Consider the following 14060-nt stretch of genomic DNA (forward strand, 5'->3'; position numbering starts at 1 on the left):
TGTTAAGGCGTTGATTAGAAGTTTAAAATAATTGTTTAAGAACCTTTAACTCGCTAATTCACAACGCACACAATCACTCATGATTCCCGCTACCTAAAATAAAAAAATATGAAACATCAGCATATTTATGACAAAGATGGCAAACAGCTTTGTTGTACCGAAGAAGAAAAAATTAACCAAATGGCAGCTACTACCCTGACCCATAATGCCAGTTGTAGCTGCTGTGATGGCGACGAGCATCATGAGCATCAGCATGATGATGACGAGCATGACCACGACCACGACCACGACCATAACCATAACACTGGTAGCACTAGTACTATCCAAATGTTTTTTCCAGCAATAGCCAGTTTTGTTTTATTGCTAATCGCTATTGTGATAGACAATTACTATCCACAATCGTGGTTTACAGGCACGGTACGAATAGCTTGGTATGGTATTGCTTATATGCCTGTGGGTTTTCCTGTACTCAACGAAGCCATACGAAGTATTGTTAAGGGCGAAATATTTTCAGAGTTTTTACTGATGAGTATTGCCACAGTAGGAGCTTTTGGCATTGGCGAATATCCCGAGGGAGTAGCTGTCATGTTGTTTTATTCCGTTGGCGAAGTATTTCAAACGTTGGCAGTAAGACGTGCGAAGGCAAATATCAAATCGCTGTTAGACCAGCGTCCCGATGAAGTAACCATTTTGGAAAACAACCAGCCCAAAACTATTAAAGCAATTGCTGCCAATGTAGGCGATATTATTCAGCTAAAAGCAGGAGAAAAATTAGGTTTGGATGGCGAATTACTTTCTGATTCTGCCTCTTTCAATACGGCTGCACTCACTGGTGAAAGTAAACCCGATACCAAAACCAAAGGCGAAACCGTACTAGCAGGTATGATTAACCTCAATACAGTAACACAAGTAAAAATCACGACTGCCTACAAAGATAGTAAGCTTTCAAAAATTTTGGATTTGGTTCAAAATGCCACAGCCCAAAAAGCTCCAACAGAATTGTTTATCAGAAAGTTTGCTAAAATCTATACGCCAATGGTCGTTTTTTTGGCACTGGCAATTTGTACATTACCCTACTTCTTTGTCGAAGATTATATTTTTAATCAGTGGTTGTACCGAGCTTTGATTTTCTTGGTTATTTCTTGCCCTTGTGCCTTAGTAATTAGTATTCCTCTAGGATATTTTGGAGGTATTGGTGCTGCTAGCAGACATGGTATTTTGTTTAAAGGAAGTAATTTTCTGGATATTATTGCCAATATCCAGCAAGTCGTAATGGATAAAACAGGTACAATGACCGAAGGTATTTTCAAAGTTCAGGAAGTGGTAATAAAGCCTAATGTCAATAAAGATGAAATTCTACAAATGATAAATGCCTTGGAAAGCCAAAGTACACATCCAGTAGCTACGGCCATTCATGATTTTGTAGGAAAAATAGACAACGGTATCGTTTTGGAAAATACGGAAGAAATAGCTGGGCAAGGGCTTAGGGCCAACATCAATGGCAAAGAATTACTGGTTGGTAATTTCAAACTATTGAATACTTTTTCTATTGATTATGATATAGACCCAGCTTCCATTGTTTATACCGTCATTGCTATTGCCTATAACAAAGCATTTGTAGGATACCTAACCATTGCCGATAGCATAAAGGACGATGCCAAGTTGACGATTGACCAGCTAAAAGCATTAGGGGTAAAAACAACGATGCTGAGTGGCGATAAAACCAATGTAGTAAAATTTGTGGCTGATACTTTGGGTATTGTCAATGCTTTTGGCGATTTATTGCCCGAAGATAAAGTCAACAAAGTGAAGGCACTAAAAGCCACTAACGAAACAGTATGTTTTATTGGCGATGGCGTAAACGATGCCCCAGTAGTAGCACTCAGCGACGTAGGAATTGCAATGGGTGGATTAGGGAGCGATGCCACCATCGAAACTGCCGATGTGGTGATTCAAGACGATAAGCCATCTAAAATACCAATGGCAATTAATATCGGCAAACAAACTAAGAAAATCGTTTGGCAAAATATCACCATGGCTTTTGCCGTAAAAGCAATTGTATTGATACTTGGTGCAGGCGGACTAGCCAATATGTGGGAAGCCATTTTTGCCGATGTCGGCGTAGCATTATTAGCAATTCTCAATGCCGTTCGTATTCAGAATATGAAGTTTTGATACAGATATTGGTTACACACCCATTGAATTAGGTATTTAACATTATTTCCTATTAACTGGCGATTTCATGTGCCAGTTAATAGGAAGTCGTTGAAAACAATCCTGAAAATTCTGGTTTCGAGCTGTTTTAAAACAGAATTAAACACCTTTTAAAATGTTGTATCCTAAAAATATACCAAGGTGATTTTGTTGTAAATTAGTAACAAGTAGCTATTTCTCTTATGGCAAGTTGTTAGTTCTGTATTGTTTCTTCTTCCCAAAGTCTAGTCTGAATAACTCTTCTCGTTGTCGATTAAATTGTACGTATGGTAGAATAATTCAAAAAAGTAAAAAGTTTCCTGCTTGTTTTGTTGTTACAAAAGCCCTTGAATACTATTTCAAGCAAATAAGTATGGCTCTAAAAGGCTACTGAGGCTTATTATTCACTCTCTTCCCCACAACAATATTGTATGAAATATACTATAGTTTTTTTATGCTTGCTGATTACCAATATTTTTGGACAAACTCCCAACAAAACGCATGAAATCAAAGGTTTGGTAATGGACGCATCTACCAAACAGCCTTTACCTTTTGCCTCTATAACGGTTTATAAAATAGTAGATACAAAAGAAACACTGATTGGTGGCGTAAATACTCCTGAGTCTGGGGTATTTGTATTGGGAGGCTTGCCCGCGGGGAATCTTATAGTGAAGGTATCTTTTATTTATTATAAAACAGTATCTCAAGCTATCATGGTGAATACCCCAAGCCTTGATATGGGTACAATAGCTTTGAGTCCAGATAACACTGTTTTACAGGAGGTTGAGGTAAAAGGAGAAAAAGAAGCCGCCAGTTTTAGCATGGATAAAAGGGTATTTAATGTAGCTAAAAGCTTGACAAGTATAGGTGGTACAGCCGAAGCTTTGCTGAGAAATGTACCTTCAATAAGCCTTGACGAAAGTGGTAATGCCAGTATCCGTAATTTGGCTACTACTATTTATATCAACGGAAAACCAACGCAGTTGACGCTTGCCCAAATTCCAGCTAATCAAATAGAATCAGTAGAGGTAATATCTAATCCTTCTGCTCGGTATGATGCCTCTACATCGGGTGGTATTGTTAATCTTATTTTAAAGAAAAATCGTCAGGCTGGATACAATGGTAGTGCTAGTGTGGGTATCGGAAATAATGCAAGGTATGATGCTTCAATTAACTTGGATTATCATCAAGACAAGTGGACTTTTAATGTGCTATATAACCTTAATGCAACCAAAAATCCGCTTAATAGCTATGTGCAAAGAACAACTTTTGCCGAAAATGTACCATCAACATTTTTTAACCAAAATACATTAACCAATTTAGATAACTTATTTCAGAACGGACGCTTGTCGATAGAATATGCTTCTGATAAGCATAATACCTTTACTTTGGCAGGAAATATGGTAGGAGGGGCTTTCAACACTATTGCCAATCAAAGCTATGATTACAAAAATGCTCAACAAGTTATCACCAGTTTTGGAACAAGAAATACCGTACCAGCCAATAATTATACCAATGTTGGGGTAGAGTTAGACTGGAAACATAGTTTTGCCCAAAAAGGTAAAGAATTGTCGGTTATTACCTCTTTTACCCGAAACAATGTATCGAATGCCGCCGATTGGTTTACAACAAGTTTGAATGCTGATGGCTCAGAACAAGTTAATTTTCCTGAAACCGACAAAATTACGGGTCGTCAGATTGGTTCACAGTATTTATTTCAGGCAGATTATGTAAAACCACTTAACGATTCTAGCAAAATTGAGATGGGAGTGAGGTCGTTTACTTACCAAAGAGATATTCAATATTTTTTTAACAGATATAATACAAAAACGCAGTCGTATGATTTTTTGGAAAGCTATTCGCAGGATGGCACTATTCTCGAAACCATCAATGCTGCTTATTTTTTGTATAGCCAAAAATTAAAAAAGAATATTAGCTTACAAGCAGGCTTGCGATTAGAGCAGTCATTTTTGCACGGAACATCCCGTTTTGACAACTCTACGTTTGGCTACGATTATCCATCAGCAGGTGGTAGCAACTGGCTGAGGGCGTTTTTCCCTTCGTTTTCAGTCTCTAAAAAACTAGATAACGATTCAGAACTAGGCTTAAGTTTGAGCCGAAAAGTAGGCCGACCTAATTTTAGGCATTTATTTGTCGGTATTCAAGCAAACGACCGCCAGAATATAACGGTAGGTAATCCTAAAATACAACCCGAGTTTATCAATGCAGCCGAGTTGAGCTATAACAAAACTTTTGGCCGATTGAGTTGGCTATCAACAGCTTATTATGTTTATGAAGACCATACCATCAAGCCTTTTACACAACCTTCGGCTACCGACCCAAGTATATTGGTAACAACTTTTGTAAATACCAAAGCAGATATTCAGTACGGCATTGATAATACCTTGAAATACACCGCTGGTCCATTTTCGGTAGTTGGTAATCTTAATGTATATCATTTCCTGATTCAGTCGGTCGACACACAAAACGAGATGTTCACTTATCGTTCAAAATTGACATTGTCGTATCGTTTTCCAGCCAGTATTGTAGCCCAAGTAAATATGAATCGTGATGCCAAATCGCCAACTTTGCAAGGATACCGTTTGGCTGTTCAGGCTGCCGATTTTGCTGTACGCAAATCGTTTATGAAAAACAGAGCAAGTGTGGCATTTACCATCAATGATATTTTTAATTCTCGAAAATATATTTCTATTTATGAACAAGGCAATACCTATCAAACAACCATGAATAGAAGAGATGTACGATTTTATAAAATAAGCCTACAATTACCAATAGGCAAGCCCAATGCGACATTCCGTAAAAAAGATCGAGGTTTAGATAAGCCAGATGTAGATTTTGGAAGCTAACAAATTGTGATAAAAAAGCTGAAAAGCCTTTATGCTGAATGAAAGTATAAAGGCTTTTTTAGGTAAAAAGAGATATCTACGCCAGATTATTGGAAGAAAGTCATAATTGTACAAATAATGGTAAAAATTAAAGCAACAATTGAGCCAATTTAATAGAAACTTTACGGCTTTCATTTTAAACAAATAACTATTATGCAACCAGAAAAATATTTAAGACATGTCGTGATTTTTCAGTTTAAAGAAACCTCGTCCGATACTGCGATTCAGCACGTAGCCGATACCTTTTATGCTTTAAAAGACCAAATTCCTCAGATTGTAGCCATGGAATGGGGTATCAACAATAGTCCAGAAAACCACCATCAGGGTTTTACACATTGTTTTGTACTGAGTTATTTGTCAGAGGAGGATTTGGCTAGCTATCAGTTACACCCAGCACATATAGCTTTTCAGGAGGTGCTACAGCCTCATTTGTCTAAGGTGTTTGTGGTAGATTATTGGGTAAAATAATGGATATGAAAAGTAGGTGATTGGCCCTTAGGAAGAATTTAAAATAAAGCCTTAGGCTGATATTTCAGCATACAATACCTTGGTTACTAGAGGTTTGATGCTTTATTTTGCATATTTACCAAAAACCTTTCCAAATCTTGATAACATCATTGATGATAGCTGTTTGTGTTTTACTACGAATTCTATCCAATCCCTTAGGCAATGTATATCAAAAACAATTGACGGCAAAAGGGCATAACCCTTTGCTGGTGAACTTTCTAACCTATTTCTTTTTATCAGTAGGATGTGTCGTTGGGTATTGGGTATTGCCCACCCCACATTTGTATACAGGCTTTTGGGGTTATTCATTGTTAGGAGGAGTGGTTGGGGCAATGGGCAACGCCTTACTTGTCAAAGCACTAGACAAAGGCGAACTTTCAGTGTTGGGGCCAATCAATGCCTATAAGTCTGTTATTGGTATGCTAGCGGGTATATTTGTACTCCACGAAATACCCAATATATGGGGTATATTAGGTATTATCACCATTATTTATGGAAGCTATTTTGTACTAGATAGTACCACCGAGAAGTTTTCGTGGAAATTATTCCAGAAAAAGGAGATTCAATTTCGGATAGGAGCTATGATATTAACGGCAATAGAGGCCGTTTTTGTCAAGAAAGTCATACAGGCATCTTCTCCGCCTATAGCCTTTATAAGTTGGAGTGTTTGTGGTGCTTTTTTTTCGTTTATCTTACTCGGTTTTTCTAATACAGACCTCAAAAAAAGCCTTACAACCCTTAACCCCTCCATTTTTTGTAAATACCTCTTGCTTACAATTTGTGTTGGCACAATGCAATTTACCACCAATTATACCTTCAAGCATATTTCGGTAGGTTATGCCTTGGCTCTGTTTCAGCTATCTGCCATAGTTAGTGTATGGCTAGGGCATACTGTTTTTCAGGAACAGGGCATTGGCAAGAAGCTATTAGGAGCTATCATTATGGTAGTTGGCTCATTGATGATTCTTTTACTAAGAAATTTTCCCTGAAAATCAAACAAAAATGCCAAAAGGTATATTTAGGATTGAGTGTGTTTTTTGATTTTGAAAATAGGCAATATGCTCAGGCTAATCTAATAGATTCTTCTGTTGAAGGAAATCAAAGATAATTTTATCTACTTCCGAAATGATAGCTTTATCTGAACAATTTAACCACCTAACTTCTGCTATTTCGGCACTGGCTTTTATTTCTCCTACATAATTGGCACTATAACAAGTCATTCTAACGATAGTACCTTCTGGATGTCCGTGAGCTTGGGCTTCAAAAATACCTACCAATTGTAGTGTTGTGGTGTCAAGACTTACGCTAAGTTCTTCCCTAATTTCACGAATTAAAGCTTGTTCATCGGTTTCGTTAAGTTCTCTTTTTCCTCCAGGCAAATAGAATTTATCTTTTCCATAAGATTTGGCCGAAAGGATAGCCTTATGCTGGATTTCAATCCAAGCTAATTTATCAATAATATTCATTGTAATGATTAGTTTTTGAGTAAACCTAAGATGCAATCCATGAAAGTAAGAAAATATTCTATCATGTTTGGAATATTTGTTGTAGAAACTTCAAAACTCATTTTAGAATAAGTTTAAATACCCAGAAACAGGATTTTTAGGGGGCTAGAATTTCAGGATTATATTCTGTTAGCGAGTGGATTGGTACACCAGCTAACAGAAAAAAGCCTATTTGTCAATTATTTTTGAATAATATGCGTAAGGTTTCCCGAATCAAAAAAGTACAAAGTACCCAATAAATTAATGGTTGAAAAACGAGCTATTAGGTTATTTCCAACCACCACTTCATGTCCGCCCAATATCGTGATTTTATCGAGCGAGGTTGGTACTCTGCCACAAGTCCAAGTATTGGTATCGTGCCAATAGCCCGACCGAACACTTTGTATAGGAAACAGCCCTGCAAAATTATTGGGTACAGCCACTTGGGCTGAAAAAAGAATATTATCGTATTCATCTTTGATTTTTGCCCTTATTCGGTTGCTGCTAGGAAGGGTATATCTATTTTGTCGAGAAATAACTTGAAGGCCAAAAGGGTCGTTGCTCCAATGAATTTGTGGGAAGGCATTAAAAGTAGTGAGCGAAATAGATGAAATAGTAGCACATTGACTTTGAATAAGTGGTAAGTTTTGGTGAGCTAAAGGAATAGCATTCTGGAAAAAGCTACTATTCAGTGATTTATTCCATTCATTGGCTAGTACAACAATTCCGTGTCCTTTGAAATGGACAGAATCTATGGTACGAATATTAGGGCCAACCAACGAGTCGGTAAAGGGGCCTACAAAGGTATTTGGCATATAATTAGGCTGTGTGTTTCCATTTAGGCCAATTATATCATTTTGTGCATCAATCACAGGCTGCCAGTTGCGAGAATTGACGAGGGCTAGTCCTTTGAAACGAGTAGCACGCGATACCACCCATGCCAAGGACGGATGTCGTGCATGTATCCTACTTTTTTGGATAACCAGTTTAAGTTTTTGCCCATAAGTATTTCTATCTGTCTGAAAGAGGTTGTCGCTTTCTCCCTGATGCCATAGAACGGCCCTCATCCCAAATTGAGCTGCATAAAAACGAAGTGTTGAACGTAAGTTGCCATAAGGTAGCCCTTTAGGAAAAGTAATAAACTCTTGTGGGGTAGCAGTGGTATCTTCGGCGGTTGTAGCCCATGAGCCAATACCCGAGCCAGACCATCCAGCATTGAAAAAAGCAATAGGAACATTTAGTTTTTTGGCCAGCGAATCGCCCAATACACCCCAACACCAAGCACTATTGCCCATTGGCGACATTCGGAATGTAGAGTCGATATTTTCAAAAATAGGCAGTGGTAAATTGGTATTGCTATAAGTAGTAGAAGCACCATTAAAATAATTGACAGTATGTACCCTGTCGTCGGTAGAGCTAGGGCCAAAGATATTTTGGCTTCGTAGCTCACTGTCACCAGTAGCATTAGACTGCCCCGCTACTACAAATAGCTCGCCAATACCTACTCGTTGTAAAGTGTCGATACCAATAATAGTATTATCTTTTAAAGCTCGTACAATTAGGTCGTACCAGCCTCCACTAAGCATTATCGAGCCTTGAAAAATTCCATTTTGAGGATTCTCTTGCAAAACTTGCCAATCGGTAGACGTTCCCTGTCTGGGTGACATATTTCTGGCGATAGCTCTTGCTTCAATTTTATCTGCAATAAGGCTATAATTACCAGCAATAGGTACCGAGGCTGTATTGTTTATATTTCTTTGGAAAATGTATCTACTTTGTGGGTATGTTATCTCTATTTGGGCTTTGAGCTTGAGGGGTAGTAACATAACCAAAATAGCTAAATAGCCAATATTGGGTAGTGATAATTTCATGTAAATTTCTTAGGCAAAGGTTGAAAAACTAAAGATAGGGGTAATTTTTTAAAATAGGGTATTGATGTCAACTATTTGATTAATAGAATAATATGTCAAGACTTTGGAGTGGGTAAAGTCCTGACATATTATGGATGATACTATTGATAAATAGCGTTTTTGGCAGAAAGAAGTGTGTTTTTCATTAAAGAAACAATGGTCATTGGGCCAACCCCTTTAGGTACTGGCGTAATAAATGAACATTTTGAGGCAACTTCATCAAATTTAACATCACCTTTCAAGGCAAAACCAGACTTTTTCGAGCTATCTTCAACACGTGTTAAGCCTACGTCGATAACCACAGCACCCTCTTTTACATATTCGGCTGTAATAAATTCAGGACGACCTAACGCTGCAATCAGAATATCGGCAGAAGCACATACTTCAGCTAGATTTTTGGTTTTTGAATGTGTCAGTGTTACTGTACAGTTACCGATTTTGTGGTTTCTTTGCATCAAAATAGACATTGGTAAGCCTACAATTTGGCTACGGCCTACTACCACACAATGCTTGCCAGAGGTTTCGATATTGTAACGTTCCAGTAGGTCCAATACACCTTGTGGGGTTGCCGAAATATAGGCAGGCAAACCTTTGGCCATACGCCCAATATTGATAGGGTGGAAGCCATCAACATCTTTTTTAGGGTCGATAGTTTCCATAACTTTATCGGGATTGATATGGTCGGGAAGGGGAAGCTGAACAATCAAACCGTCCATATCATCATTTTGATTGATTTTCTGAACTTCTGCTAATAGCTCTGCTTCTGTGATTGTTGGTTCAAAGCGTAATAAAGTTGACTTGAAGCCCAATTCTTCACAAGACTTCACTTTGTTGGCTACGTAGGTTTCGGAAGCACCATTATTTCCCACTAGAATAGCCACCAAGTGTGGTGTTTTACCACCTGCTGCTTTGATAGCCTCTACTTCTGCTCCAATTTCTTTTTTAATTTCGTCTGCTACGGCTTTACCGTCAATGATTTGCATTTGGACTATTGGTTTAAAATGTCGAGTGTCATTTATGAAGTCTCAAAATTACGGAATAATTTAGATTAGAACAACCTTGTTGACCGATAGCACCCAAGGATTGGTATGGGTAAAGGTGATAAAATGGCTCTGGATGTTCTGCCGTTGTTGGCGAGTACTTCTTCTTTCCTGTAAACATGAGTCATCCTTAATTTTGGAACTAGGATTATTCTCTAAGCTGTATAGGAAAAAAGCGGCCGAAAATTGTTTTTCGGCCGCTTTTTGATATTAATCTACTAGATAACTTATTTTTGAGCGTTAATCCATTTTCTGGCATTAACAAATGCCTCTAACCATGGCGACACTTCATCTTTTTGGGCTTTTTCTGGATAATGAGCCCAGTTCCAAGGGAACGTAGAGCGTTCGATATGTGGCATCATTACTAAGTGTCGTCCTGTGGTATCGCACATCATAGCAGTATTATAATCCGAGCCATTTGGATTGGCAGGATAGCCAGCATAACCATATTTGGCTACAATATTGTATTGCTCTTCGGCGTATGGCAAATGGAATTTTCCTTCACCATGCGATACCCAAACACCCAAGGTAGCACCTTCCAAAGTTGAAAGCATTACCGAGTTGTTTTTCTGGATTTTTACAGAAGTAAAAATACTTTCGTGTTTGTGCGAAATATTGTGGTGCATTTTGCCATGTACTTCGTGTTCTGGATTGATTAATTCAAGCTCCATCAACAACTGGCAACCGTTACAAATACCTACCGAAAGGGTATCTTCACGTTTGAAGAAATTTTTGAGGGCTGTATTGGCTTTTTCGTTGTACAAAAATGCTCCAGCCCAACCTTTGGCAGAACCCAGTACGTCTGAGTTAGAGAAACCACCCACAGCACCAATAAATTGAATATCTTCGAGGGTTTCACGGCCAGCAATCAAATCGGTCATGTGAACGTCTTTTACATCAAAGCCTGCCAAATACATAGCATTGGCCATTTCACGCTCAGAGTTACTTCCTTTTTCACGGATAATAGCGGCCTTAGGTCTTGGCTGAGAAGCGTCGATTACTGGCTTTTTACCATCAAAATGACTTGGGAATACATACTTCAAGGGTTGGCTTTGGAAGTTATTATAACGTTCGGCAGCCATTCCATTTTTCGCTTGTTTAGTATCTAAAAGGAATGATGTTTTGTACCAAGTGTCTCTTAATAGGGTAATATTGAAAGTAAATATATCGTCATGGTTTTTGATACTAATAACATTCTCTTCAACTACTTTACCGATGTTGAAAATCTCGATATTATTAGCAGCAAATACAGCTTCTACGTCTGTGTTGGCTTGGAATACAACCGCAATATTTTCGTTGAAAAGAGTTTTCACGGTATCTTCTTCACCCAATGAAGTTAGGTCGTATTCAGCCCCTAAGTTGACATCAGCAAAACACATTTCTAATAAAGTCGTCACCAAACCACCACTTCCTACGTCGTGGCCTGCTTTAATTTTACCTGCTTTGATAAGGTCTTGTAATATATTGAATGCTGTTTTGAAATAGGCCGCATTGGTAATACTTGGTACTTCTTTACCTACTTTATTAAGGATTTGAGCAAAAGAGCTACCTCCCAATTTAAACGTATCTTGTGATAAGTTGAGGTAATAGATATTTCCTCCTTGGCGTTTCAAAACAGGCTCAACTACTTGTGTAATGTCTGAGCAATGGCCTCCTGCCGAAATAATCACCGTACCAGGGGCAATCACTTCGTCGTTTGGATATTTCTGCTTCATCGAAAGCGAATCTTTTCCTGTTGGGATATTGATGCCTAATTCGATAGCAAAATCAGAACAACCTTTTACCGCTTCGTACAAACGAGCATCTTCTCCTTCATTTTTACAAGCCCACATCCAGTTGGCCGAGAGGGAAACCGATTTCAAACCATCTTTCAAGGGGGCAAATACAATATTGGACAAAGCCTCGCCGATTGCATTGCGTGAACCTGCCACGGGGTCAATCAAGGCCGAAACAGGCGAATGGCCTACCGTTGTAGCAATACCTTCTTTTCCTTTAAAGTCGAGAGCCATTACACCAACGTTGTTTAATGGCAATTGTAATGGACCTGCACATTGTTGCTTAGCTACACGTCCACCCACACAACGGTCAACCTTGTTGGTCAACCAGTCTTTACAAGCAACCGCCTCTAATTGAAGTACTTGGCTAAGATAATCAGGGATGGCCTCGCTAGAATAGCTCAACTCGGAATAATTACGAGTTACGGTTTTGTCCTCCATAATCATTTTTGGAGAGCTACCAAACATATCTTCAATGGCAAAATCCATTGGTTTTAACCCTGTCGATTTTGATTCGAATGTAAAACGATGGCTACCCGTAATATCACCTACAGCGTACATTGGCGAGCGTTCACGTTCGGCAATACGTTGAAGTGTGGCCAAGTCTTTTTCGCCAATCACTAAGCCCATACGTTCTTGCGATTCATTTCCGATAATTTCTTTGGCCGAAAGGGTTGGGTCGCCAACAGGTAATTTATCTAAATCAATCAAACCACCTGTTTCTTCAACCAACTCAGACAGACAGTTGAGGTGTCCACCCGCACCGTGGTCATGAATCGACACAATAGGGTTGTGGTCGCTTTCTACCAAGCCACGAATAGCATTGGCAGCACGTTTTTGCATTTCGGGGTTTGAGCGTTGAATAGCATTGAGCTCGATACCTGAGCCAAAAGCACCTGTGTCGGCCGATGAAACGGCTGCACCACCCATCCCAATACGGTAGTTTTCGCCTCCAAGAATAACAACTTTGTCGCCAACATGAGGTTTTTGTTTGATAGCCTGGCTTTCTTTGCCATAGCCAATACCACCTGCCAACATAATTACTTTGTCAAAGCCTAATTTACGAGCCTCTTCTTCGTGCTCAAATGTTAAGACAGACCCTGTAATTAATGGTTGCCCAAACTTATTACCAAAATCAGAAGCTCCGTTTGAGGCTTTAATCAAAATATCCATTGGGGTTTGATACAACCAATCACGCTCGTTCATGGCATTTTCCCAAGGACGATTTTCTTCTAAACGTGAATACGAAGTCATATAAACGGCTGTTCCTGCCAATGGCAACGAACCTTGTCCACCCGCCAAACGGTCACGGATTTCGCCACCCGACCCAGTCGCTGCTCCGTTGAATGGCTCAACAGTTGTAGGGAAATTATGCGTTTCAGCTTTTACTGAAATAACAGAATCAAATTCTTTTTCGGCATAAAAATCGGGCTTGTCGGCACTAAGAGGGGCAAATTGTGTAACTTTGGGGCCTTTGATAAAGGCTACGTTATCTTTATAAGCAGAAACAATATCGTTTGGATTTGTCTCAGAAGTTTTCTTGATAAGTTTGAAAAGAGAAGTTTCTTTGGCTTCACCGTCGATAACAAATGTTCCGTTGAAAATTTTATGACGACAGTGTTCTGAGTTTACCTGAGAGAAACCAAATACTTCGGAGTCGGTTAATTTTCTGCCTAATTTTTCAGCAAGATTATTCAAATAATCTACTTCTTCGCTACTTAGGGCCAAACCTTCTTTTTTGTTGTAAGCGGCAATATCATCAATTTCCAAAATCGGTTCAGGCTGTACATTGATGGTATAAATGTTCTGATGAAGCTCTGTGTATTTTTGAGAAAGCATCGGGTCAAAATCTGTAAAATCTGCCGATACCGCTGTAAATTCTTCAATTCTAATAATCCCTGATATACCCATATTCTGCGTAATTTCTACGGCATTGGTACTCCAAGGCGTAATCATAGCAGCACGTGGACCAACAAAAAAGGCTTTTAATGATGATTCACTGTTATTGGTGAGAGTAAATGGATGTTCGCTTTGACTGTTAAATAACCAATACAATTTTTTGATGTCGTCACTTGAGAGGATATTTTGCGTTTGGACTGCAAAAACAGTGTTGGATTGGTCGGCAATCCGATGGCTTCCGAAGAAATGAATCATTTTTCTGCTTATTTGAATTATTGGATTGAAAACACAAAATTAAACCAATTAACTGAAGAAAGCGAGATATTTATGTTTGGATTTGGGTAGA

Annotated in this window: 8 protein-coding genes; 4 read left to right on the forward strand and 4 right to left on the reverse strand. The window is 38.8% G+C overall.

Annotation, left to right across the window (positions count from 1 at the left end; all coding sequences use genetic code 11):
- Window positions 1-108 precede the first annotated feature (108 nt).
- From FLEMA_RS0107625 to FLEMA_RS0107640, 4 genes are all read left to right on the forward strand, one after another.
- Window positions 109-2175 (forward strand): heavy metal translocating P-type ATPase, encoded by a 2067-nt coding sequence (locus FLEMA_RS0107625; protein ID WP_026994950.1) that lies wholly within the window; start codon window positions 109-111, stop codon window positions 2173-2175.
- Between the two features lie 449 nt (window positions 2176-2624).
- Window positions 2625-5060, forward strand: coding sequence for a TonB-dependent receptor (locus FLEMA_RS67865; RefSeq protein ID WP_052354015.1), 2436 nt, complete (start codon window positions 2625-2627; stop codon window positions 5058-5060).
- 192 nt (window positions 5061-5252) lie between these two features.
- Window positions 5253-5567: a Dabb family protein gene (locus tag FLEMA_RS67870; protein ID WP_052354016.1), complete on the forward strand. Its 315-nt coding sequence runs from the start codon at window positions 5253-5255 to the stop codon at window positions 5565-5567.
- Window positions 5568-5704: 137 nt separating this feature from the next.
- The gene (locus tag FLEMA_RS0107640) at window positions 5705-6595 is read left to right on the forward strand and encodes an EamA family transporter (protein ID WP_026994951.1); all 891 of its coding nucleotides are present in this window, start codon (window positions 5705-5707) and stop codon (window positions 6593-6595) included.
- Between the two features lie 78 nt (window positions 6596-6673).
- On the opposite strand, the gene FLEMA_RS0107645 is transcribed toward FLEMA_RS0107640, so the two are convergent.
- The 4 genes from FLEMA_RS0107645 to purL all read right to left on the reverse strand — a co-directional run bounded on the left by FLEMA_RS0107645 (window position 6674) and on the right by purL (window position 13969).
- Entirely contained in the window at window positions 6674-7072 is a 399-nt protein-coding gene (locus tag FLEMA_RS0107645) for an NUDIX hydrolase (RefSeq protein ID WP_026994952.1), read from the reverse strand.
- Between the two features lie 218 nt (window positions 7073-7290).
- Window positions 7291-8961, reverse strand: a complete 1671-nt coding sequence (locus FLEMA_RS67875) for a sialate O-acetylesterase (RefSeq protein WP_026994953.1) — start codon at window positions 8959-8961, stop codon at window positions 7291-7293.
- A gap of 140 nt (window positions 8962-9101) precedes the next feature.
- Window positions 9102-9983 (reverse strand): bifunctional 5,10-methylenetetrahydrofolate dehydrogenase/5,10-methenyltetrahydrofolate cyclohydrolase, encoded by an 882-nt coding sequence (locus FLEMA_RS0107655; RefSeq protein WP_026994954.1) that lies wholly within the window; start codon window positions 9981-9983, stop codon window positions 9102-9104.
- 284 nt (window positions 9984-10267) lie between these two features.
- Window positions 10268-13969 (reverse strand): phosphoribosylformylglycinamidine synthase, encoded by a 3702-nt coding sequence (gene purL, locus FLEMA_RS0107660; protein ID WP_026994955.1) that lies wholly within the window; start codon window positions 13967-13969, stop codon window positions 10268-10270.
- Window positions 13970-14060: the final 91 nt, after the last annotated feature.

The sequence above is a fragment of the Flectobacillus major DSM 103 genome (assembly GCF_000427405.1).
Taxonomy (GTDB): domain Bacteria; phylum Bacteroidota; class Bacteroidia; order Cytophagales; family Spirosomataceae; genus Flectobacillus; species Flectobacillus major.